The organism is Streptomyces carminius (assembly GCF_002794255.1).
GTDB classification, from domain to species: Bacteria; Actinomycetota; Actinomycetes; order Streptomycetales; family Streptomycetaceae; genus Streptomyces; species Streptomyces carminius.
In genome coordinates this window covers 46,499-68,590 of record NZ_PGGW01000014.1, presented here as the reverse complement: position 1 = coordinate 68,590, position 22,092 = coordinate 46,499, and the positions used below count along the sequence as shown (strand labels likewise).

Genomic DNA, 22,092 nt, shown 5'->3' with positions numbered 1-22,092 from the left:
GCAGCCTGTACCCCCGTTTCACCGCTCAGCCGGTTATCCCGCGCCGCCGCCGGTCCATAGCGTTTCGGGTATGACGACGAGGCAGCGGAAGACGCGGAAGAACACCAGGTGGAGCCGGGCGACGAGCGTGCGGGCGGGGCTCGCGCTGGCGGGCGTCGGCGCGATCGGCGCCACGACGCTCACGGGTCTGAGCACCGACGCCATGGCGACCGGGGAGCGTACGGCGAAGGCGGGTGCCGCCGCGCACCACGGTGAGCGGGCCCAGCTCCGGAAGGACGCGCGGGCCGTGCTGGAGACCGGGGTCACCGGCCTGACCGTCCGGGTCCAGGACGAGCGGCGCCGCTCCACCACCGTCCGGGCCGGAGTCGCCGACCTGCGCGGCAACCGGCCGGTGCCGTATGACGCGCACTACCGCATCGGCAGCGACACCAAGACGTTCACCGCCGTCCTCGTCCTCCAGCTCGTCGCCGAGGGGAAGCTGGACCTCGACGACACCGTCGAGCAGTGGCTGCCCGGCCTGGTGCAGGGCAACGGCAACGACGGCAGCCGTATCACCGTCCGCAACCTCCTCCAGCAGACCAGCGGACTGGCCAACTACACCAACCTCCAGTTCCAGAGCCTGGAGACCATGAAGCAGGACTTCCTCGCGAACCGCTACACCTCGCTCGCTCCCGAGGAGCGCGTGAAGCTCGCCATGACCGTCGCGCCCGAGTGGCTGCCGGACGCCGCCGATCCCGGGTCGGAGACCCGGTGGAGCTACTCCAACACCAACTACGTCCTGGCCGGGATGATCATCGAGAAGATCACCGGCAACTCCTGGGAGCGGGAGGTGCGCGACCGCATCGTCAAGCCGCTGCGGCTCAAGGACACCTTCGCCCCCGGCACCTCCGCCCGTATCCCGCGACCGACCGCCACCGCCTACACGAAGTTCCCCGGCGAGAAGAGGCTCACCGAGACCACCGAGCAGGCGAACGCCTGGTCCGACGGCGCCGTCATCAGTACCACCGCCGACATGAACACCTTCCTGCGCGCCCTGCTGGGCGGCCGGCTCCTCCCGGCCGGGCAGCTCGCCGAGATGAAGCGGACCGTGCCCGCCGAGGGCTTCCCCAGCAGGCCCGGCACGACCTACGGGCTCGGCATAGCCTGGCGCCCGGCCGAGGGCTGCGACAAGGGCGTGTGGTTCCACGGCGGGAAGGTGTTCGGCACGGTCTCCGGAACGGCCGTGACCGACGACGGCCGCCGCTCCGGCGCCTCGGCCGCCTTCACCATCAACTTCGACGACACGGAGAAGAACGTCGCCCAGGACGACGCCACCCAGCGGATGCTCGACCGCGCCCTGTGCGAGTGACACCCAAAGCCTGACTCCCCCCTCCCCCGGGCCGTGCCCCGGCCGCCGACGCGGCCGGGGCACGGCCCGTACCCGTCCGGCTGGGACGCTGGGGCCATGACGACATCCGGGCACGACTGGGAGCGGCGGGTCGAGGCGCTGTGGGCCTCCTTCGACGAGCACGAGCCGGATGGCTTCCTCCGAAGGGCCGAGGCACTGGCCGCCGAGCGTCCGGCGGGCGACGCGACCGCCCTGTCCGAGCTGGCCTCGGCCCATGACGCCACCGACCACGAGGAGGAGGCCGCCGCCCTCTACCGCCGGGCCCTGGCCGCCGGTCTGCCCGCCATACGGCGGCGCCGCGCCGTGGTCCAGCACGCTGCGCAACCTCGGCCGGGCCGGGGAGAGCGTCGACCTGCTGATGGCCGAACGGGAGGCGGCGTCCGACGAACTGGACGACGCGGTCGTCGCGTTCCTCGCCCTGGCACTCGCCGACACCGGGCGGGAACGGGAGGGGCTGGCCTTGACGCTCACCGCGCTCGCCCCCCACCTGCCGGAGTACGGCCGCTCACTGACCCACTACGCGCGCTCCCTCACCGAGGAGCCCGCGGCACCGCGGTGACCGCCCCGGTGCCCGCCGCCTGCCGCGCGGCCTCGGCCGGGCCCGGTACGGCGGGGCGCCCTCCTGCCGGGTTTCTCCGCCCGGCGGCGTCCGGGAGCCGGGTTTCCGGCCATCGCGCGGTCGGCGTCGAGGAGTTGCGCGGACAGGCGGTAGCGCAGTCCGTCCCCGTCGGGGACGGACACGGTGTGGCGCCCGCGCTCGCCGAGCGCCCGCAGGGCGGCGCGGTGGGCGGCGGTGTCGTGCCGCCAGTGGCGCAGGACGGCGGCGGCGTCCGGGCCGGTGCCGTTGTCCTGGTGGGGGTGGAGGGTGCCGGGGGCGGCCCAGGGGGCGTGCGGGGGCGGGTCGATGCGGTCGGCCAGGTACGGCGCCTGCGCCCGCAGCCAGCGCAGCGCCCGCTCCGGGTCGCGGGCGCGGTGGCCGCCGAGGAACCACTCGCGGTGGGTGTGCTCCTCCACGACGGCCACCTCGCACCACACCCCGTGGGGTGGGCGGTGGGCGGCGGCCAGGGTGAAGCCGGTCAGGGCGGCGCTGACGGTCATGATCAGCGCGCCGAGGCAGACGGCGGTGAAGTTCATACCGCGCCTCACGTCCCCGCACCGCGCGGGGCGGCGCGCAGCTCGAACCAGACCCGTTTCCCGGCCGGCTCCACCCCGCCGGTCCAGGTCACGCCCCAGGTGTGGCTGAGCGCTTCGACCAGGCGCAGCCCGCGCCCGCTCTCCTCGTCGTCGTCCGCGCACCTCTGGCGCGGGCGCGGGATGCCGCGCTGATCACCGTCCCAGACGCGGACCCGCACACCCGCGTCCGTGATCTCGGCCTCCAGCGTCAGCCGGGGCGCGGCCGTGTGCACGACCGCGTTCGTCACCACCTCGCTGACCAGCACCCGGGCGTCCTCCCGCAGTGCGTCACCGTGCCCGGCGGCCCGCAGCCACGCCACCACCGCCTCGCGGGCGACTCTGGGGGTGGTCACTATGGCGGGCGCGGTCAGCCGGTAGACGGCGGTGGCGGGTCTGTCCACGGTGGTCACGGTCATCTGCGTCTCCCAACGCGCTCCGGTTGCCGGGCACGCGCGCCCACCACCGTGGCTCGGCCACCCACTCCCCGCCCGCACCGATACGCGGACAGGGAAGGGCAACTGCACTGCGGGTTCACTGGTGTTCACGCTGCGCTACCGAGGACCATAGGGCACTCGGGATAAACATGACTACCGATTCGATAGGATCCATGTGGATCCGCTTGGACCGTTTCACCCGTAAGAGGCAGACTGTGGGCCATGCCACCGAGGACAGTGACGACTGCTCGCCAGCGGCGACTTGGCGCTGAGCTGCGCAAGATGAGGGAGGCAGCGGGGCACAACGCACGCGAGGCGGCTGCACTCCTCAGCATCGACCACACGAAGATCAGCCAGGTCGAGACCGCACGCTTCGGCGTCAGCGCGGAGCGAGTGCGCACCCTCGCCAACGCCTACAAGTGCGACGACCAGGCGTACGTCGAAGCACTCGCAGCCATGGCCACGGATCGGTCCAAGGGCTGGTGGGAGGAGTATCGGGGTGTTCTACATCCCGGCCTTCTCGATGTCGCAGAGCTGGAACACCACTCCAGATACCTGCACACGTACCAAATCGCGCACGTCCCGGGAATCGCCCAGACTGAGGCATACGCATACGCGGTTTTCAGATTCGGTAACCATCCCCGGATGACCAAGCGAGAGGCGGAAGCCCGGGTCGAACATCGCGTCCAGCGAGTGAAGATCCTCGACCGGGATGAGCCTTTCGACTACAAAGCCCTGGTACATGAGGCCGCGCTACGCATGAGGTTCGGCGGCAGGGACGTAGCTCGAGCGCAGCTTGAGCATCTACTGGGAATGACGGAGCGCCCGAATTTTGCGCTACGAGTGGTCCCCTTCAGCACGGACGGCTTCGCTGGCTCCGGCCAGGCCGTGCTCTACGCAGGCGGCCCGGTGCCACAACTCGACACAGTGCACCTGGACTCGATGCTCGAGCCCGTCTTCCTCGACACAGAGGAGCATCTGGAGGTCTACCGGACCATGTTCTCCAGGATGGAAAAGCGCGCTCTGAGTATCAGGAGTTCACGGGAACTCGTCAGAAACATCATCCACGACCTGTGAGAGGAATAAACATGCTGGAAACCGAGTGGCAGACGTCCTCTTTTTGCGGCGGAAACGGTGGCAACAACTGCATAGAGGTCCGCTCCGGTGCCGGAGCGGTGCAGCTACGGGAGAGCGAACGGCCCGAGCAGATCGTCACCGCCACCCCGGACGTGCTCCGGGCACTGATCCTGGGCGCCAAGGCGGGCGAGTTCGACCACCTCACGCGCTGACCCACCCCACCTCACCACTTCCAGAGAGCGAGGACCCGTATGTCCGCACCCATCGAGTGGCACAGGGCGTCCTGCGGCGGAGGCGGCAACAACTGCATCGAGATCGCCCGGGACGGTGACCGCGTCCTCATGCGGGAGAGCAACAACCCCGACAAGGTCGTCGTCACCACGCCCGCCAAGCTCGAAGCGTTCCTCCTCGGCGTCAAGGCGGGCGAGTTCGACCACTTCGCCGAGTGAGCCGAGTGAGCGGAGCGGAAAGAGCGCGCCGGTGCGGGGCGCCGGGACACCACCGGCCCCGGCACCCCGCACCGCCTCACTGCGGGACGACCGGGCCGTCCGGGCGGATCTCGTACACCGAGCCGTCATAGGACGAGGCCAGGAACAGGCCGCGCCCGGGGTCGTGGGTCAGCGAGGAGATCCCGGAGGGCGTCGGCCGTACGTCGGTCGACCACCGCCCGGTCTCCCGGTCGTACACCGTGACCCGCCCGTTGTACGCGCCGACGGCGATGTACCGCCCGGTGTCGTCGGCGCTGACGCACTTGAGCGAGTGGCGGTGCGGGGTGGCGATCTCCTCCACGGAGAAGTCCGGGGACCACACGCGCAGCCGCAGATCGCGGGAGACGCTGGCGAACCAGCCGCCGCCCAGCCCGGCGCAGCTGTTGGCGATCCTGGTGTGGGCGTCGGGCAGGACGTGGCGGGTCTCCAGGGTGCGGATGTCCTGCCAGGCCGCGCCGCCGTCGGCGGAGACCGAGAAGAGCAGATCGCCGGAGACGGCCACGCTCTTGACGGCGTTGTCGTGCAGCCGCAGGTCCGTCAGGTGCTCCAGGGCGCCGCCCTCGCCCTCGCGCAGCACGATGCCCTCGCCGGTGTACGCGCCGACCACCACGTGCCGCCGGCCCTCCCGCTCGAAGGCGGCGCCGCAGTTGAGGGGCGAGCGGTGCTGGTGGACGGGCTTGCCCGTCAGCGCGTCGAAGACGGTGCCGAGCTGGCCGCCGGTGACGACGGTGTCGCCGACGGGGGTGAGGAAGTTGCACAGGCTGCCGGGCTCGGCGTGCACCGTGCCGTCCCGCCACAGGATGCCCGCGTCGCCGATGGTGAGGACGGAACCGTCGCCGTGCACGGCGACGGCGTTGAGGCCGTAGGTGGGCGCTATGGGCTCCTCGGACCAGGCGCGGCTCTCGAAGTCGTAGCGGTGGTAGCTGTCCCCGAAGCTGCCGAAGACGATGCCCGACTCCCCGGCGAACGCGCAGGTGCGCGGCCAGACGACGGGCGGCAGGCCGACGCTGTCGCGCAGTTGCGGGGTGTCGCCCGACACGTCCCACAGCCGCATCGTCCGGTCGTAGCTGAGGGTGATCAGGAGCTGCCGGGCGGCGCCCAGCACCACGCGTTTGATGCCGGCGTCGTGGGCGGGCACCCGGCGGCGGTCCGCGCCGCGGACGATGATCAGCTCGCCCTCGTCGTTGCCCGCGTAGACGGTGCCGTCGGCGCCGATGGCGACGGTGTCGGTCTCCACGCCGCCCATGTCGAGGTCCTCGACCATGCCCCCGGTCTCCAGGGACCAGCGCTTGATGGTGCCGTCGTCGCTGGAGCTGATCAGTTCCCGGCCGTCGTGGCTCCACTCCACCGAGATCACGTCGGCGCGGTGGCCCTCGAAGCGGTGGAGCAGCCGTCCGGAGAAGTCGAAGACCCGCACCCGGTGGTCGCGCGAGGCGGTGGCGATCTTCTCCTCGGCGGGGTGGAAGACCGACATCTCCACGTCGTCCTCGTGGTCGCCCAGGACGGCCAGCAGCCGCAGCCGGGGCACCGACCACAGCCGGGCGGTGTAGTCGCTGGAGGAGGTCACCAGATGGCGGCCGTCGGGGCTGAAGGCGCACTGGTTGGCCAGGTGGTCGTGGACCACCCGGGTCAGCGGGGTGCGGGTGTGCTGGTCCCACAGGACGACCCGGTTGTCGTATCCGGCGGTGGCCACGTACGAGTCGCCGTACGCGGCGACTCCGCTGATGGGGCTGGAGTGACGGATCACGTGCCTTCCTCTCGTGTCGTGTGGTGCCGGTGATCCGGCGGGCACCGTCCGGTGCGGTCCGGCGCCGGGCGGCGCGCGGGCGGTACGGGTGACATCGGGCGGAACCCGAGACGGGCGGGCAGTCGGATCGGGCGGCCGGCGGACCGGCCGGCGGGAGGAACCGGAGACATGGCGATCGTCGGTGCGCGGTGCACCGGCGGATCCGGCCGCCGGGCGGCGGGCCGGCCGGGAGCCGGGAACACCCAAGGGGAGAATGAATCACGGAGGATTTGGTTCCGCTATCTGTTTTCAGCCATAGAAGGCCGGTTTTTTACGCTTACTTTTCGGTCCGGCCTTTTACGGGAGCGCTCCCACACAGACGCCCCACTATCCCCGGCAATCGCCCCGAAATCTCCTTCACGGGCCATCGGGGCAAAACAGCGAAACCTCTCCCACATTCCACGCATAAGGTGCGTAATGCTCTTACATGAACCCTGTTGACGGGCCCGGAAGGGCATGCCATCTTCTTGGGAGCGTTCCCGCCGCATGGCGGAAACGGCGACCATCACATGGCTGACGGCTCTTCCGGGACGGCTGACCAACCGTCTCCGGACGCAAACGGGGGAAAGCACTGCCATGAATTCAATCGGGTTCTGTGAACCATGCCGCCTGCGCGGCGGCCCGGCTTTTGCCATGCTCCGGATAAGACCGCCTTCCGGGCGGTTCCGTGCCCTCTCCGCCAGACGGCCGCGGCACGGATCCTGAGCTGAGCGCAGGGCCCCACCCGTTCGCCGGCCCGCGGGCCGGCTCCGGACAGGACTTCCCCTGCTCCGCTCCCGGCCCTCCGGCCGCACCGTGGAGCCGGCGGTGCCCGCACCGCCTCCGGCCGCGCCGCCCCTGCCCCTCCCACCCGTATCCGCGCTCCGCCGTCATGCCCGGCGGACGGGACGGCCCGGACATGCCCGTGCCCGGCGCCGCCTCCGCCTGCCCGCACCTCCGGGTGCCCGGCGGGCGCGGAACCCCACACAACAGAGGAGACACAGATGACCCAGGAGATGCTGATGCCGGACACCGGCCGGGAGCGTCCGCGGCTGAGCGTCCGGACCTCGGTGAGCGTGCCCGTCAGGCTCCGGGACGGACGCGAGACCACCCCCTCCGTCGTCTCCTTCCACGGGCTGCCGGCCGGCTGGCCCGTGGACAAGGAGCCGCTGGCCCTGGTGTTCGGCACCCCCGGCCCCGTGCCGCTGGTCCGCGTGCACTCCGAGTGCCTCACCGGCGACGTCTTCGGCTCGCTGCGCTGCGACTGCGGCCCGCAGCTCGCGGAGGCGATGGCCAGATTCGCCGACGAGGGCGGGATCCTCCTCTACCTCCGCCAGGAGGGCCGGGGCATCGGCCTGTACAACAAGCTGGACGCCTACGCCCTCCAGGACACCGGCGCCGACACCTTCGAGGCCAACCGGATGCTCGACCTGCCCGACGACGCGCGGGACTACTGGGTCGCGGCGGCGGCCCTGCAGGCCCTGGGCCACACCGAGGTCGCCCTGGTGTCGAACAACCCCGACAAACAGCGACAGCTCACCGAGCACGGCATCACGGTGGTGGAGGCCGTGCCGACCGGTTGCCACGTCAATCCCTTCAACGACCGGTACCTTCGGGCGAAGGTCGACCAGGCCGGGCACCGGATCGCCGTCGAGGCCGCCGGGACCGCCGGAGTCGTCGAAGCAGTCGGAACCGTCGGAACCGTCGGGGAGGGAGCGCTGTCGTGACCACCGCACTGCGGAAACGTCTGGAGTCCCTGGCTCCCGAGCGGGTCGTCACCCCCGGCCATCCCCGCTACGACACGCTCCGGTCCCTGTTCAACGGCGCGCACGACCGCCGGCCGGCGGTGATCTTCCTGCCGCTGGACGGCCGCGAGATCGCGGCCGCCGTCGACGCCGGCCGCGACGCGGGCTTACGCGTCACGGTCCGGGGCGGCGGGCACAACGTCGCGGGGTCGGCCTCGAACGACGGCGGACTGGTGATCGACCTGCGGCTGATGCGCCGGGTGACGGTCGATCCGGGCCTGCGCCTGGCCCGCGTCCAGGGCGGCGCCACCTGGAACGACGTCGACGAGGCCACCGCCCGGTACGGGCTGGCCACCACCGGCGGCACCGTGGGCTCCACCGGGGTGGCCGGACTCACCCTGGGCGGCGGACTGGGCTACCTGTCCCGCTCCCTCGGCCTGACCTGCGACCTGGTGCGCTCCTACCGCCTGGTCACCGGCGACGGACAGCGGCGCGAGGTCGACGCCGAACGCGATCCGGAGCTGAACCGGCTGCTGCGCGGCGCGGGCCACGGACTCGGCGCCGTCGAGGAGTTCACCTTCCGCCTCGCGCCCGTGTCCCGGGTGCACGGCGGCCGGTTCGTCTACCCGCTGCGGTACGCCTCCCGGGTCACGGCCGCCTTCACCGAGCTGATGGCCGGCGCCCCGCCGGAGCTCACCTGCCTGCTCCTGCTCGAACCGTGGGGCGACCCGCCCGTCCGGTCCGTCGTGGCCAACGTCTGCTACACGGGCGACGACCCGGCCGTCGTGGACCGCGTCCGGCGCGTGATGTCCTGCGCCCCGCCGACCGCGTGCGAGTTCGCGCCCCGCTCCTACCCGTCCATGCAGGCGTCGCTGGGCGAGACCGACTTCGGGCTGCGGCACTACTGGAGCACCTGCTCCGTCACCGCCTTCCCCGAGGAGCTGGCCGGGGAACTCGTGGAGCGCTACGCGGCGGGCGGCTGCGGAGGTGCCGAGGGTGCGGAGGACATCGTCATCGTCACCCCGCTCGGCGGGGCGGTGGCCACCCCGGAGGAACCGGGCGCCATCGCCTTCCGCGACGCCGCCTACACCGTGCTGGCCATGGGCATCTGGCGCGACCCCGCCCGGGACGACGCCGGCCGGGAGTGGGCGCGCGGCATCGTCCGGGCCGCCCGTCCCTGGTCGCTCGACGGGGACCAGCACGTCGACTACGTCAACTACGCCAGCGAACCGGCCGAACGCGGCCGTCCCGGCCGGGCACCGGGGGAGACGCACCGGGCCCTCCAGGCCGTCAGACGGCGGCTGGACCCCGACGGGGTCTTCGGACCGGTGCTGCCCGACACCCCGGTCCCGGTACCGGCCTGATCCCCGGCCGGTCCCCAGCCCCCACCCGTCCGACACGGAGGAATCCGATGACACACTCGTCCGACCCGCAGGTCTGCGTGGTGATACCCACCTACAACCGGGCGGATCTGCTGCGGCGGCAACTGACGGAACTGACCCGGCAGCGGCTCGCGCCGGAGCGGTTCGAGGTGGTCGTCGCCGACGACGGGTCGTCGGACCACACCGCCGAGGTGGTCAGGTCGTTCTCCGGGCGGCTGCGGATCGGCTACCACTTCCAGGAGGACCTGGGCTTCCGGGCCGCCGCCGCCCGCAACGGCGGCGCCCGGATGGCCACGGCCCCGCTGCTGGTCTTCCTGGACACCGGGGTGCTGATCGGCCCGGACTTCCTCGCCGAGCACCTGGCCGAGCACCAGGGGGAGGAGCAGGGCGGGGAGGACGGGCCGGCCGGCGGCCGGGGCAGCCGGGGTGACCGGCTCGTGCTGGGCTACACCTACGGCTACAACCCGTACCAGCCGTTCCCCGGGCTCGCCGAGGCGCTGGCCGCCGCCGAACCCGAGGAGGTGGTCCGCGCCCACGGCCACGAGCCGGGCTTCCAGGACCTGCGCGCCCGGGAGCTGGCCGGCTTCGGCGAGGACCTCGACCTCGGCCGGCTCGCCGCCCCGTGGATGGCGGTGTGGGCGCTGAACATGTCCCTGCCGACCGAGGCCTTCCACGCGGTCGGCGGCTTCGACGAGGACTACCGCTCCTGGGGCGGCGAGGACCTGGAGTTCGGCTACCGCGTGCACCGGCACGGCATGCCGATCGCCCTGTCCCGGCGGGCCTGGGCGGTGGAGAGCCCTCACGAGCGCGACCTGGACGCCAACCGCGCCAGCAACTGCGCCAACGCCTGGCGGCTGTGGGAGCGGCACCCCGAGCCGGTCATGGAGCTCTACGGCGCGATGTACTCGCGCAACCACTACGACCCGCCGCTGGAGTACGAGTACCGGCGGCTGCTGGAGTGGACGGAGAAGGCGCGCGGCACCGACGTGCGCGAGGAGGTGGCCGCGCTGGTGGCGAGGCCGCTGCCGGACGGCCGGCGGCCCGCCCGGGTGGTGGTCCTGGGCGCGGGCGGCGCCCACGGCGGGCTGCCCGGCGGGCCCTCGTACACGCTGGTCGACTTCGACGAGCGGCTGCTGGCGGACGTACCCGCCGCGGACGGCGCCGCCACCGTGCACGCGGTCGGTCTGCGCACCGTGCTGGAGTCCGGCTCCGCCGACCTGGTCGTGCTGACCTCCCGGCTGCGCGGACTGTGGGAGCGCTGGTCCGGCGACCTGCTGGCGGAGGCCGGGCGGCTCGGCGGCACGGTGCGGGTGGCCTTCGGCGAGAACCCCGGGGACGCCGGGGACGCCACCGGGGCGGCGGCAGCGGCAGCGGCGGCGGACGGCGGGCGGCCGTGACGAAAACCGCACCGCCGGTCCGGCGGACCTCGCTGGCCGCCACCCCGCAGCGGAAGATCATGCTCGCGGTCCTGCTCGTCGACACGATCGCCGCCGGGGCCTTCTACCCGCTCACCTTCCTCTACCTCAAGCTCAGCACCGAGCTGCCGGTCGGGCAGATCGGCCTCATCCTCACCGGGGGCGGCGTCGTCGCCCTGGCCCTGAACCCGCTGGCGGGCAGCGCGGCCGACCGCTGGGGCGCCCAGCGCACCATCGTGCTGGCCAACCTCCTGTGCGGGCTGGGCTATCTGGGGCTGGTCGACATCCACGGCTGGCCGCAACTGGTCCTGGCGGTCTCCCTCATCTCGCTGTCCCAGCGGCTGTACTGGGTCGGCTGGCCGGTGTTCGTCTCCGAGCAGGTCGCCGAGGGGGAGACCCTGGACCGCTGGTTCGCGGTCGTCAACGCCTTCAAGAGCGCCGCGCTCGGCATCGGCGCGGGGGCCGCGGCCGTCATCCTGGCGGTCGGCGACACCGGCACGATGCGGATGTTCCTGATCGCCGCCGTCCTCGCCTCCTTCCTGTCGGCCGCGGTGTTCTTCCGGCTGCGGATGAACCCGCGGGACGGTGCGGCGGGCAGTGGTAAGGACGGGGGCACGGACGCCGCCGCGGCCGGACCCGTCGGCCCCGGCGGCACGGAGCACACCGGCGGCGCGGACGGCACCGGCACCGGCCGCAAGGACGGCGCGGACGGCGCGGACGGCGGGTGGCGCACCGTGCTGCGGGACCGCCCGTACGTCGCGATGACCGCCGCGCACACCGCCCTGACCTTCGCCTGGCTGCTGCCCAGCGTCGTCCTGCCGGTGTACTTCGTCGACACCCTCGGCCTGCCGCCGTGGCTGCCCTCGGTGTCCTTCGCGCTGAACACCGCCATGATCGTGCTGCTGCAGACCACGGTCACCCGCTCCCTGGGCACCCTGCGCCGCACCCGGGCGGTGCTCGCCGGGGCCTGCGCCTTCCTGCTGGCGTTCGCCGTCTTCGCGGGCGCCGACGCGGTGCCCCGGGCGGCCGCGGTGGTGCTGGCGCTGGCCGGCATCGTGCTGTTCTCCCTCGGCGAGATGTCCGCCGGGCCGCCCGCGCAGTCCCTGTCGATCGAGGCCGCGCCGGTACCCCTGCGCGGCAGGTACTCATCGGTCTTCCAGACCTCGTGGACCATCTCCAACGTCGGCGGCCCCGCCATCGCCGGCGCGCTCCTGCAGTGGCACAGCCTGGGGCTGTGGCTGGTGCTGGGCACGCTCGTCGGCCTGGGCGGGCTGGGCTTCCTGGCCTGCGAGAGACGGTTCCCGGCACACGTCCTGCACTCCGAGGCACAGAAAGGCGACACATGAACCGGGACCCCGCCCCGGGCGGACCGCGCATCCTCCACATCAGTCCCACCACCAAGCTCGGCGGCGTCAGCGAGGTCATCCGCAGCGAACTGCCCTATCTGGCGGAGCTGGGCTGGCGGGCCCGCTGGATCGCGGCGAACGACCTGGACGAGGCGCACGACGCCGCCTTCGTCCTGCACAACGCCCTGTACGGGGTGCCGGTGGGCGACTTCCCGGCGGCGACGGTGCGCCAGGGCGTCGAGCGGTTCCTGGCCGCCAACGCCGAGCGGGCCGCGGCCGCCGCCCGGGAGGCCGACGTGGTCGTCCTGCACGACGCGATGATGCTCAACCTGGCGACCGCCATCCGGGACACCGTCCGGAGCGCCCCCGGATCCGCGGCCCCGGTGATCGTCTGGCGCTGCCATGTCGGCTCCGAGCACCTGGAGACGATCGACCGCGCCGCGGTCGACTTCCTCCGCCCGCAGCTCGACGCCGTGGACCACCTGGTGTTCTCGCACCGCGACCTGGTCTGGTCGGGCTGGGAGGACGACCCGCGCGTCACCGTCGTACCGCCGGGCATCGACCCGGGGTCGTGGAAGAACCGCGAGCTGTCCGAGGAGGTGCGCGCCGCGGTCTGGCCGTACCTGCACGCGGCCCGCGGGGTGTCCGTGGCAGAGCTCACCGGTGAGGACGACGCCGTCGTCGAGGTGCGCGACTTCGGCACCGGCGGGCTGCGGGCGCCCGACTCCCCCTTCGTCCTCCAGGTGTCCCGCTGGGACCCCCTCAAGGGGCAACTGGGGGTGGTCCGGGCCTTCGAGAGCCTCGCCCACCGGGACGCGGACGTGGAACTCGTCCTCGTCGGCCCCCACATCGACGACCGGGAGAACTACCCGGCGAACCGCCGGGTGTGGCAGGGCCTGATGGACGCCCGCGCGGAACTCCCCACCCCGGTGCGCGAGCGGGTGCACATCTGGCGCTTCGGCCCGGTGCGGCGCACCGGCGAGGACATCGCCCTCAACCTGCTGCGGCGCAGGGCCCGCACCGTGGTGCAGAACAGCAGCCGGGAGAGCTTCGGCCTCACCGTCGCCGAGGCGATGTGGCAGGGCGCGGTGGTCGTCGGCGCGGACGTCGACGGCATCCGCGGGCAGATCCGGCACGAGGCCAACGGCCTCCTCGCCCCCTTCACCGAGGGCCGCCCCGGAGGTTCCGCCGGGGACGCCGGGCCCTGGGCCGACACGGTGCTGCGCTCGCTGACCGACGGCCCCGGGCGCGCCCGCTGGAGCGCGGCCGCACGCGCCTCGGTGGAGGAGCACCATCTGTCCCGCACCGGGGTCGAACGGCAGGTGGCCGCCTTCACGGGCGCCTCGGCCGGGGCGGGTTCCCCCGTCCGGGCGGGTTTCCGGTAGGAGACGGTGAGCACCCCGGAACAGACGGGACCGGCAGGTCCGTTACGGCCTGTGAGCCCAGTGAGACCTGTGAGACCAGCGAGATCCCCGAGAGAACAAAGGAACGAGAGAGGCCCGGCATGAGTGTGACGATGTGGTTCGACCCCGCCTGCCCCTTCACCTGGCGCACCTCGCGCTGGCTGCGGTCCCAGGCGGAGTCCCGCGGCGAGCAGGTGACCTGGCGGCTGATGAGCCTCGCCGTCCTCAACGAGGGCCGGGAGGTCCCCGAGCAGTTCCGCGAGAGCCACCGGCAGGGGGCCCGGGCGCTGCGCGTCCTGGCCGCCGCGCAGGAGCACGGCGGCAGCCGGGCGGTCGGCGACCTCTACACCGAGCTGGGCACCCGCCGCCACGACGAGGGCGGCCAGTACGACGAGAAGACCATCACCGAGGCGCTGGCCGCCGCCGGGCTGCCCGCCGAACTGGCCGCCGCGGCCGACGACGAGAGCCGCGACCAGGCCGTACGGGCCTCCCACGAGGAGGGGCAGGCCCGCGTCGGCCAGGAGTCGGGCACTCCGGTGGTCGCCTTCGGCGACCACCCCGGCTTCTTCGGGCCGATCATCGGTTCCGTCCCCACCGGGGAGGAAGCGGCGCGCCTCTACGACGGGGTGGCGGCGCTGGCCGGCGTCACCGCCTTCAGCGAGCTCAAGCGGGCCAGGGCCTGACGCCCGCCGCGCTGCCGTGCCCGGGCCGGTCCGCCGTCGGCGGACCGGCCCGGGCACGGCTCACTCCGTCCGCAGGATGTGGGCGTTGACCTCGGCCACCTCACCGGCCAGCTCCGGCAGTTCCACCACCTCGACCCCGGCCGAGGACAGCAGTGCCGCCCCCTCGCACCGGGCCAGCAGCGGCGGCTCCCGGTAGGCGAACACCACCCGGCCGATCCCCGCGTCCAGGATCAGCTCGGTGCAGCTGCGCGGCCGTGACCGGCGGCTGGAGCACGGCTCCAGACTGGAGTAGACGGTGGCGTCCCGCAGCTCCCGCGCCGTGCCGCCACCGGGGACACCACCCGGAACACCACCGGGGGCGCCGTTCGCCGCGGCCAGCCGGGCGAGGGCCGACTCCTCCGCGTGGACCGTGTCGTCCACGTCCCGCGAGTACCCCTCGGCCAGCACCCGGCCGTCCGCCGACACGACGACGGCGCCGACGCTGTACGCGGACGGCACCTCGGGACAGCGGCGCGAGAGCTCGATCGCCCGGCGCAGCCACCTCGTGTCGTCGGCACGGGACGCCCCGCCCCGGTCCGTTCCGTCCGCCCCGTCCGCTCGTCCCGTTCCCGTTTCCGCCATCTCCGCCGTCCTCTTTCGATGTCTCCGCCGCCCGGGTACCCGCCGGCCGTTCCCGCCGCGCGGCTACTCCCGGAACCGGTCGGTGAGGGCGTACCGCAGGTACGCGCAGTCGCCGTACCGCGAGACCTCCGCCAGCCGCATCCGCCGCCCCGGACCGAACGGGAAGACCCCGTCCCCCACGAAGCGCGGCGCGGCGCCGTCCCCGACGAGGAACGGCGCGACGCACACCTGCGCCTCGTCCGCCAGCCCCTGCTCCAGGAACTGGGTGTGGACGCTGCCGCCGCCCTCGACCATCAGCCGCCGTACGCCCCGGGCGTGCAGATCGGCCAGGACCGCGGGCAGCGCCACCGGATCGCCGGCCCCGCACACCCGCGCCACCCCGGACAGCCGCTCGCGCGCCTTGTCCAGGGCCGCGTCGGCGGTGTAGACGAACTTCTCCGTCTCCCCGGTGGTGAAGAACGGCACCGAGGGGTCCAGGTCCCCGCCGGCGCTGATCGTCACCTTGGCGGGCGTCGGGGGCAGCCCCCGGGCCACCCGCGCGGCCCGCGCCTCGGGGGAGCGCACCATCAGCCGCGGGTTGTCCCGCCGGACGGTGGTGGCGCCGACGAGGATCGCGTCCACGGTGGCCCGCTCGGCGTCGACCCGTTCGGCGTCCTGCGGACTGGACAGGATCAGCCGCTCGTCACTGGCGTCGTCCAGATAGCCGTCCAGCGACATGGCCCAGGTCAGCAGAACGTACGGACGCGCGGTCAACTCGGCCTCCCCTGGCGCGGGCACCCCCGTGTCGGCCCGCTCACGGCCACCACGCTACCGGCCCGGCGCTCCGTCCAGAAGATCGTTACCGGCCACCTGAGTCACCTCGGTCACCTGAGTCGCCTGAGCCACTCCGGTCACCCCGCTCATCCCGGCAGGCGGCGGTAGACGACGGGCTGGGCGGCCACCCCGTTCGCCCTGAAGTTGGCCAGCACGAAACGGCGGAAGCCGGGGCGCAGGACGAGGGCCGGCAGGAAGGAGCGGAGGGCGGGCCAGCTCGCGTGGTTGATCACGCCGTAGTCGGCGGGCTCCCCGTCGAGGGGCCGCAGGAGGACGGAGTCGGACAGCCCGGTCGCGGCCTGGAACCAGCCCGCGGTGTACCTCCAGACCCGCAGCAGGGCGCCGGTGTCCTCGGCATGGAAGTAGTTGAACAGGAAGCGGTGGTCGGGCCGGTGGTCGACGTCGTCGATACGGGCCGCCACCCGGGCGGCGACCCGGTGGACGCGGCGGGCCGCGGCGGCCAGGGCCGCGCCGAGCTCCCCGTCGCCGGTCTCCTCCCGCAGTGCGGCGGCGGCGCCGGGGCCGGCGGTGCGGACCAGGACGGCGACGTCGTAGCGGGCGGGCCGGACGCCGCGCCGGCGGAGCAGCCCCGTGCCCTCCCCCGGCGGGCGCAGGACGGCGCGGAACACGGTCACCTCCTCGACGCCGTCCCGGGCGGCAAGCCGGCCTGCCGCGGCGGTGAGCCGACCGAGCAGGCTCCGCCGGGTGCGGCTGGGCAGCGGGAGGGGACCGCACCACCTGCCGACCTCGGCGGCCAGCAGGAGGTATCCGCTGTCACCGGGAGGCACCAGACGGGCCTCGACGGCGAGGTGGTCGTTGACGAGTTCCACGGTCGTCCGCCTTCCTGTGCCGGGTCGGTGCGTTGGTGCCAGAGCGGAGCCAACGCGCGTTGGCCAACGTTTGTTGGCATAACGGTAGTCCGCCGCGTCCGGTAGGTCAACGCTCGTTGGCCTACACTCGTCGACGTGCGGAGATCCTCACAGGAGACGAAGTCGGCCATCATGACCGCCGCCCGGGAGCGGTTCGCCGCCGACGGATACGACCGGACCACGATCCGGGCCGTCGCGGCCGACGCCGCCATCGACCCGTCCATGGTCATGCGGTACTTCGGCTCCAAGGAGAAGCTGTTCGCGGCCGCGGCCGAGTTCGACCTGAAGCTCCCCGACCTGTCCGGCGTCCCCCGCGAGCAGGCCGGGACCACACTGGCCGCCCACTTCCTGGACCGCTGGGAGGACGACGAGGCGCTCGCCGTCCTGCTGCGGGCCGGGGCCACCAACCAGGGCGCCGCCGAGCGCATGCGGGCGGTCTTCACCGACCAGCTCGTCCCGGTCGTGGCCCGGCTGTCCGGCGACCCCTCCACCGCGCCCGCCCGGGCCGGACTGGCCGCCGCCCAGGTACTCGGCATGGCCCTGTGCCGGTACGTGCTGGCCTTCCCGCCCCTGGCCGCCATGAGCCGCCGGGAGGTCGTCGAGTGGATCGGCCCGGTCCTGCAGCGGTACCTCGCCGGGGACGCCCCGGACTGACGGGAGACGGCGGTGCCCCCGCTCCGCCGGGCGGCGGGGCGGGGGCACCGGGACGGGACGGTGGGATCAGTCGGCGATCGGGAGGTAGACGCGATTGCCCGCCGCCGCGAACTCCTCGGACTTGCGGCGCATGCCCTCCTCCGGGTCCAGGGACCCGGCCGACAGCCCGCCGCCGTGCTCCCGGCGGATGTCCTGGGAGATCTTCATCGAACAGAATTTCGGGCCGCACATCGAGCAGAAGTGCGCCGTCTTCGCCGGTTCGGCCGGAAGCGTCTCGTCGTGGAAGGCGCGGGCCGTGTCCGGGTCGAGGGCCAGGTTGAACTGGTCCTCCCAGCGGAACTCGAAACGGGCGTCGGACAGGGCGTCGTCCCACTCCTGGACCCCGGGATGACCCTTGGCCAGGTCGGCGGCGTGGGCGGCGATCTTGTACGTGATGACGCCGGTCTTGACGTCGTCCCGGTTCGGCAGGCCCAGGTGCTCCTTCGGCGTGACGTAGCAGAGCATCGCCGTGCCCCACCAGGCGATCATCGCGGCGCCGATGCCGGAGGTGATGTGGTCGTACCCCGGGGCGACGTCGGTGGTGAGCGGGCCCAGCGTGTAGAACGGCGCCTCCTCGCAGATCTCCTGCTGGAGGTCGATGTTCTCCTTGATCTTGTGCATCGGGACATGGCCCGGGCCCTCGATCATCGTCTGCACGTCGTGCGCCTTGGCGATCCGGTTCAGCTCGCCCAGCGTGCGCAGTTCGGCGAACTGCGCCTCGTCGTTGGCGTCCGCGATCGAGCCGGGCCGCAGACCGTCACCGAGGGAGAAGGTGACGTCGTAGGCGCGCAGGATCTCGCAGAGCTCCTCGAAGTGGGTGTAGAGGAAGCTCTCCTTGTGGTGGGCCAGGCACCAGGCCGCCATGATCGAACCGCCGCGCGAGACGATGCCCGTCTTGCGGCGCGCGGTCAGCGGGACGTAGCGCAGCAGGACGCCGGCGTGGACGGTCATGTAGTCCACGCCCTGCTCGCACTGCTCGATGACGGTGTCCTTGTAGATCTCCCAGCTCAGCTCCTCGGCCCGGCCGTCGACCTTCTCCAGCGCCTGGTAGAGGGGGACGGTGCCGATGGGCACGGGGGAGTTGCGCAGCACCCACTCGCGGGTGGTGTGGATGTTGCGGCCGGTGGAGAGGTCCATCACCGTGTCGGCGCCCCAGCGGGTCGCCCAGGTCATCTTCTCCACCTCCTCCTCGATGGAGGAGGTGACGGCGGAGTTGCCGATGTTGGCGTTGACCTTCACCAGGAAGTTCTTGCCGATGATCATCGGCTCGGACTCCGGGTGGTTGACGTTCGCCGGGAGCACGGCGCGGCCCGCGGCGATCTCGTCGCGGACGAACTCCGGTGCCCGGCCCTCGCGGACGGCCACGTACTCCATCTCGGGCGTGATCTCGCCGCGCCGGGCGTACGCGAGCTGGGTGACGGACGTGGTGCCGCCCCGGCCGCGGCGCGGGGCGCGCGCGCCGCCGGGGAAGACGGCGTCCAGGTTGCGCAGCCCCCCCGCGGCGGGCTTGAGGCCGTCGTCCTCGGGCCGCACCGCGCGGCCCGCGTACTCCTCGGTGTCGCCCCTGGCGGTGATCCAGTCCGCGCGCAGCGGTGGCAGACCGCGGCGGACGTCGGTGTCGACGTTCGGATCGGTGTACGGGCCGGACGTGTCGTACAGCGTCACGTCGCGGCCGTTGGTGAGGTGCACCCGGCGGACGGGCACCCGGATGTCGGGGCGCGAACCGCTCAGATAACCCTTGTGCCAGCCGATCTCGCGCCGGCCGGTGGTGTCTGCGGCGGTCCCGGTGGTTTCGGGCGTGCGTGCATCCTGCGTGGTCATGAGACCCAACTCCCTACGCCGGCATTACCCGGTAACAGGTTCGGCGGTCGACGCAGCGTGCTTCCGTGATCGGTCACGGAAGGTCAGCGCCCTCTCAGCCCCGTGCTCGGAGCTCCCGCGATGTGCAAAAGCGCCCCCACGCTAGTGCCTGACCGCTTCCGCGCGCCAGAGCGCCCGGCGTGGCGGGCCTGGGATGATCGGAGGGTGGAACCCACTTCCCGGCCGCCGGTCCCCCGTCCGCCGCACGAACCGCCGCACGTACCGCCGCCCCCCGCGGCCCCGCCCGCCGGTCCCGATCCCGGCCGTGCGCACGGGCACGGCAACGCGCACGGCCACAGCCACGCGCACGGCCACGGTCCCGTCGCGCCCGTCTCGGCACGGCTGCGGCGGGTCATCGCGGCGGTGCTGGTGCCGTTCGCCGTGGCGGTGCTCGCCGGGCTGGTGGCGCTGTGGCCCGGCGGTGCTCCCGAGGGGGAGAAGGGGGAGAGCGGCGTCGGCTTCGACCGGCAGACGTTCGGCGCCCGCGTCACCGCGGTGGAGGAGGTGAGCTGCGAGGACGTGAACGCCGCCGTGCGGCCGCCCGGCGGGGAGGAGGGGGCGGGCGGCGGAGGACCCGGGGAGCCCGGCGCGGAGAGCGGGAGCGGAGCGGACGGCGGGGCCTGTCTGCGGGCGACCGTCGAGATCACCGAGGGCAAGGACGCCGGCCACACCTTCACCGAGATCGTCACTCCGGACGCCACCCGCCGGCTGGGCACCGGTCAGGAGGTGGTGGCCGCGTACGCGCCGCAGGCCCCGCGCGAGCTGCAGTACAGCGTGGTGGACGTGCAGCGCGGCGTCCCCATGGTGGTGCTGGCCGCGCTCTTCGCGCTGGCGGTGGTGGTCGTCGGACGGCTGCGCGGGGTGCTGGCCCTGGTCGGACTGGCGGTCAGCTTCGGGGTGCTGACGCTGTTCATCCTGCCCGCGATCCTCCAGGGCTCCAATCCGCTGCTGGTGGCGGTGGTCGGCGGCAGCGCGATCATGCTGGCGACGCTCTACCTGTGCCACGGCGTCAACGCCCGCACCTCCGTGGCCGTGCTGGGCACCCTGGTGTCGCTGCTGCTGATCGGGGTGCTGGGCTCGGCGTTCATCGGCTGGGCGCATCTGACGGGCAACACCGACGACCAGACCGGCCTGGTGCACGGCCTCTACCCGGACATCGAGATCCAGGGCCTGCTGCTGGCCGGGGTGCTGATCGGTTCGCTGGGCGTCCTGGACGACGTGACGGTGACCCAGACCTCGGCGGTGTGGGAGCTGCGGCAGGCCGATCCGGCGGCGGGCTGGCGGCGGCTCTACGGCGCGGCCATGCGCATCGGGCGCGACCACATCGCGTCGGTGGTCAACACCCTGGTGCTGGCGTACGCCGGTGCCGCGCTGCCGCTGCTGCTGCTGTTCTCGATAGCGGAGAGCGGGGTCGGCCAGGTGGCCACCAGCGAACTGGTGGCCCAGGAGATCGTGCGGACGCTGATCGGCTCGATCGGGCTGGTCGCCTCGGTGCCGGTGACGACGGCGCTCGCGGCGCTGGTGGCGGTCGCGGACCGGGCGGGCCCGGGAGCCCCGGCCGGGCGGGCCCCGGAACCGGGTCGGGTGCCGGGCCGGGAGGTGCCGGAACAGGCTCCGGAGCAGGCTCCGGGCCCGAAGCCCCCGGGCCGGATGCCGGGCCGGGGACGGGGACGGCGGCGGGCGCCGCGCTGAGCGGCGGACCCGCGGGGGCCCGGGATGCCCGGGTGCTCAGGTGCCCGACGAGGTGAACTTCCGCACCACGTACACCAGACCGCCGACCAGCGCGGCGAAGAGCAGCAGCTTGAACAGCAGCCCGACCAGGAAGCCCACCACGTTCATGATCAGGCCGCCGAAGACGAGGAGCGCGATGACCGGGATCGCGACCCACTTCACCCACCAGGGCAGTGCCGCGAAGATTCCCTTGACGTCCATCCCGCTCACCCGTCTCCTTCTGCCCGGCGCGGCGCGCCGGGGCTCGCTTCCCACTGCCGGAACCCCGTACCGGGATTCCTACCGCACTCATGATGCTAGGCGCGCCCGCCCCGCGGCGGGAGGCCGTCCGGCCCCGGTCCTTCCCTGAACGGCCCCCTACGGAACCCCGAGCCCGGCCCTCAGCCCTCCGGGGGAGCGAAGACCACCAGGACTCGCAGATCCTCGGAGATGTGGTGGAACCGGTGCGGCACCCCGGCCGGCACGTAGACCACGCTGCCCCGCGCCACCTGGGTGGTCTCGTCCCCGACGGTGATCAGTGCCCGGCCGCTGGCGACGAAGTACACCTCGTCCTGGCGGTGCGGCTGCTGCGGGTCGAGCTGGCCCCGGTCCAGGGCGTACAGGCCCACCGACATGTGCCGCTCGCGCAGGAACTGCAGATAGGCACCCTCGTTGGCGGCCCGCTCCGCCTCCAGTTCCTCCAGCCGGAACGCCTTCACACGCCCTCATCCCCTCACCGGTAGGCGGCCGCGCCCGTTTCTGGGACGATCACGGCCATGGTGACCTTTCTCGTCAAGACGATCGCCAATGCCGTGGCCCTGGCCGCCGCCGTCTGGCTGCTGGACGACATCACTCTCACCGGGGACGACACCGGCGACAAGACTCTCACGCTGATTCTCGTCGCGCTGATCTTCGGTCTGGTGAACCTCGTGGTCAAGCCGATCGCGACACTGCTCTCCTTTCCGGTGCTGATCCTCACGCTCGGCCTGTTCACCCTGGTGATCAACGCGCTGATGCTGATGCTGACCTCCTGGCTGGCCGACAAGTTCGACCTGGCCTTCCACGTGGAGGGCTTCTGGACGGCGGTGCTCGGCGGCCTGATCATCGCCATCGTGTCGTGGGCGGTGAACATGGCACTGCCCGAGGGGGACTGACGCACGGGGCGGGCGCCGGAGAACGGCGGGAGACGGCGGGAGACGGCGGACCGGCCCGTCGCCGAAGATGGGAC

22 protein-coding genes and 1 pseudogene are annotated in these 22,092 nt (G+C 72.9%); 14 read left to right on the top strand and 9 right to left on the bottom strand.

The annotated features are described in order from the left end of the window. Window positions 1–70: 70 nt before the first annotated feature. The gene (locus CUT44_RS04880) at window positions 71–1,348 is read left to right on the top strand and encodes a serine hydrolase domain-containing protein (protein WP_100200897.1); all 1,278 of its coding nucleotides are present in this window, start codon (window positions 71–73) and stop codon (window positions 1,346–1,348) included. A gap of 96 nt (window positions 1,349–1,444) precedes the next feature. Continuing rightward, a pseudogene (locus CUT44_RS04875) lies at window positions 1,445–1,946 on the top strand (tetratricopeptide repeat protein). Here the strand turns inward: CUT44_RS04875 and CUT44_RS04870 are convergent. Beyond that, entirely contained in the window at window positions 1,904–2,521 is a 618-nt protein-coding gene (locus CUT44_RS04870) for a hypothetical protein (RefSeq protein ID WP_100200896.1), read from the bottom strand. The pseudogene CUT44_RS04875 and the gene CUT44_RS04870 overlap by 43 nt on opposite strands. A gap of 8 nt (window positions 2,522–2,529) precedes the next feature. Further along, window positions 2,530–2,976, bottom strand: a complete 447-nt coding sequence (locus CUT44_RS04865; RefSeq protein ID WP_100200895.1) for an ATP-binding protein — start codon at window positions 2,974–2,976, stop codon at window positions 2,530–2,532. 240 nt (window positions 2,977–3,216) lie between these two features. On the opposite strand from CUT44_RS04865, the gene CUT44_RS04860 reads away from it, so the two are divergent. The 3 genes from CUT44_RS04860 to CUT44_RS04850 are packed head-to-tail and all read left to right on the top strand — an operon-like array spanning window position 3,217 to window position 4,520. Continuing rightward, window positions 3,217–4,071 (top strand): helix-turn-helix domain-containing protein, encoded by an 855-nt coding sequence (locus CUT44_RS04860; RefSeq protein ID WP_100200894.1) that lies wholly within the window; start codon window positions 3,217–3,219, stop codon window positions 4,069–4,071. Window positions 4,072–4,082: 11 nt separating this feature from the next. After that, window positions 4,083–4,283 (top strand): DUF397 domain-containing protein, encoded by a 201-nt coding sequence (locus tag CUT44_RS04855; protein WP_100200893.1) that lies wholly within the window; start codon window positions 4,083–4,085, stop codon window positions 4,281–4,283. Between the two features lie 39 nt (window positions 4,284–4,322). Continuing rightward, entirely contained in the window at window positions 4,323–4,520 is a 198-nt protein-coding gene (locus CUT44_RS04850) for a DUF397 domain-containing protein (RefSeq protein WP_100200892.1), read from the top strand. A gap of 76 nt (window positions 4,521–4,596) precedes the next feature. Here CUT44_RS04850 and CUT44_RS04845 read toward each other — a convergent pair whose 3' ends face one another. Then, window positions 4,597–6,306, bottom strand: a complete 1,710-nt coding sequence (locus tag CUT44_RS04845) for a WD40 repeat domain-containing protein (protein WP_100200891.1) — start codon at window positions 6,304–6,306, stop codon at window positions 4,597–4,599. Between the two features lie 1,022 nt (window positions 6,307–7,328). On the opposite strand from CUT44_RS04845, the gene CUT44_RS04840 reads away from it, so the two are divergent. The 6 genes from CUT44_RS04840 (at window position 7,329) to CUT44_RS04815 (ending at window position 14,298) form a co-directional block, all read left to right on the top strand. Continuing rightward, the gene (locus CUT44_RS04840; RefSeq protein WP_233221235.1) at window positions 7,329–8,051 is read left to right on the top strand and encodes a GTP cyclohydrolase II; all 723 of its coding nucleotides are present in this window, start codon (window positions 7,329–7,331) and stop codon (window positions 8,049–8,051) included. After that, window positions 8,048–9,433, top strand: coding sequence for an FAD-binding oxidoreductase (locus CUT44_RS04835; protein ID WP_158239570.1), 1,386 nt, complete (start codon window positions 8,048–8,050; stop codon window positions 9,431–9,433). The genes CUT44_RS04840 and CUT44_RS04835 overlap by 4 nt, the downstream gene beginning before the upstream one ends. A gap of 47 nt (window positions 9,434–9,480) precedes the next feature. Continuing rightward, window positions 9,481–10,848: a glycosyltransferase gene (locus CUT44_RS04830; protein ID WP_100200889.1), complete on the top strand. Its 1,368-nt coding sequence runs from the start codon at window positions 9,481–9,483 to the stop codon at window positions 10,846–10,848. Then, window positions 10,845–12,212: an MFS transporter gene (locus CUT44_RS04825; protein WP_100200888.1), complete on the top strand. Its 1,368-nt coding sequence runs from the start codon at window positions 10,845–10,847 to the stop codon at window positions 12,210–12,212. Before CUT44_RS04830 ends, CUT44_RS04825 begins: the two co-directional genes overlap by 4 nt. Continuing rightward, window positions 12,209–13,597, top strand: coding sequence for a glycosyltransferase (locus tag CUT44_RS04820; protein ID WP_100200887.1), 1,389 nt, complete (start codon window positions 12,209–12,211; stop codon window positions 13,595–13,597). The genes CUT44_RS04825 and CUT44_RS04820 overlap by 4 nt, the downstream gene beginning before the upstream one ends. Window positions 13,598–13,716: 119 nt before the next feature. Then, the gene (locus CUT44_RS04815) at window positions 13,717–14,298 is read left to right on the top strand and encodes a mycothiol-dependent nitroreductase Rv2466c family protein (RefSeq protein ID WP_100200886.1); all 582 of its coding nucleotides are present in this window, start codon (window positions 13,717–13,719) and stop codon (window positions 14,296–14,298) included. Between the two features lie 60 nt (window positions 14,299–14,358). Here the strand turns inward: CUT44_RS04815 and CUT44_RS04810 are convergent, their stop codons facing one another. The 3 genes from CUT44_RS04810 to CUT44_RS04800 all read right to left on the bottom strand — a co-directional run bounded on the left by CUT44_RS04810 (window position 14,359) and on the right by CUT44_RS04800 (window position 16,562). After that, on the bottom strand, window positions 14,359–14,919 hold the full coding sequence (locus CUT44_RS04810; RefSeq protein WP_100200885.1) for a cytidine/deoxycytidylate deaminase family protein: 561 nt from the start codon (window positions 14,917–14,919) through the stop codon (window positions 14,359–14,361). A gap of 63 nt (window positions 14,920–14,982) precedes the next feature. Further along, window positions 14,983–15,672, bottom strand: coding sequence for a RibD family protein (locus CUT44_RS04805; protein WP_100200884.1), 690 nt, complete (start codon window positions 15,670–15,672; stop codon window positions 14,983–14,985). A 146-nt stretch (window positions 15,673–15,818) separates the two neighbouring features. Beyond that, window positions 15,819–16,562, bottom strand: coding sequence for a hypothetical protein (locus CUT44_RS04800; RefSeq protein ID WP_100200883.1), 744 nt, complete (start codon window positions 16,560–16,562; stop codon window positions 15,819–15,821). Window positions 16,563–16,733: 171 nt separating this feature from the next. On the opposite strand from CUT44_RS04800, the gene CUT44_RS04795 reads away from it, so the two are divergent. After that, window positions 16,734–17,255, top strand: coding sequence for a TetR/AcrR family transcriptional regulator (locus tag CUT44_RS04795; protein WP_199185610.1), 522 nt, complete (start codon window positions 16,734–16,736; stop codon window positions 17,253–17,255). A 66-nt stretch (window positions 17,256–17,321) separates the two neighbouring features. Here CUT44_RS04795 and thiC read toward each other — a convergent pair whose 3' ends face one another. After that, window positions 17,322–19,115, bottom strand: coding sequence for a phosphomethylpyrimidine synthase ThiC (thiC, locus tag CUT44_RS04790; RefSeq protein WP_100200881.1), 1,794 nt, complete (start codon window positions 19,113–19,115; stop codon window positions 17,322–17,324). 204 nt (window positions 19,116–19,319) lie between these two features. Here thiC and CUT44_RS04785 point away from each other — a divergent pair, with 204 nt between their 5' ends. Continuing rightward, window positions 19,320–20,846 (top strand): YibE/F family protein, encoded by a 1,527-nt coding sequence (locus CUT44_RS04785; RefSeq protein ID WP_233221234.1) that lies wholly within the window; start codon window positions 19,320–19,322, stop codon window positions 20,844–20,846. Between the two features lie 36 nt (window positions 20,847–20,882). Here the strand turns inward: CUT44_RS04785 and CUT44_RS04780 are convergent, their stop codons facing one another. Both CUT44_RS04780 and CUT44_RS04775 read right to left on the bottom strand, forming a co-directional pair. Beyond that, window positions 20,883–21,086: a DUF5326 family protein gene (locus tag CUT44_RS04780; protein ID WP_100200879.1), complete on the bottom strand. Its 204-nt coding sequence runs from the start codon at window positions 21,084–21,086 to the stop codon at window positions 20,883–20,885. A 179-nt stretch (window positions 21,087–21,265) separates the two neighbouring features. Next, window positions 21,266–21,583: a cupin domain-containing protein gene (locus tag CUT44_RS04775; RefSeq protein WP_100200878.1), complete on the bottom strand. Its 318-nt coding sequence runs from the start codon at window positions 21,581–21,583 to the stop codon at window positions 21,266–21,268. Between the two features lie 57 nt (window positions 21,584–21,640). On the opposite strand from CUT44_RS04775, the gene CUT44_RS04770 reads away from it, so the two are divergent. Beyond that, complete coding sequence (locus tag CUT44_RS04770) at window positions 21,641–22,018, top strand: phage holin family protein (RefSeq protein WP_100200877.1); 378 nt, start codon at window positions 21,641–21,643, stop codon at window positions 22,016–22,018. Window positions 22,019–22,092: the final 74 nt, after the last annotated feature.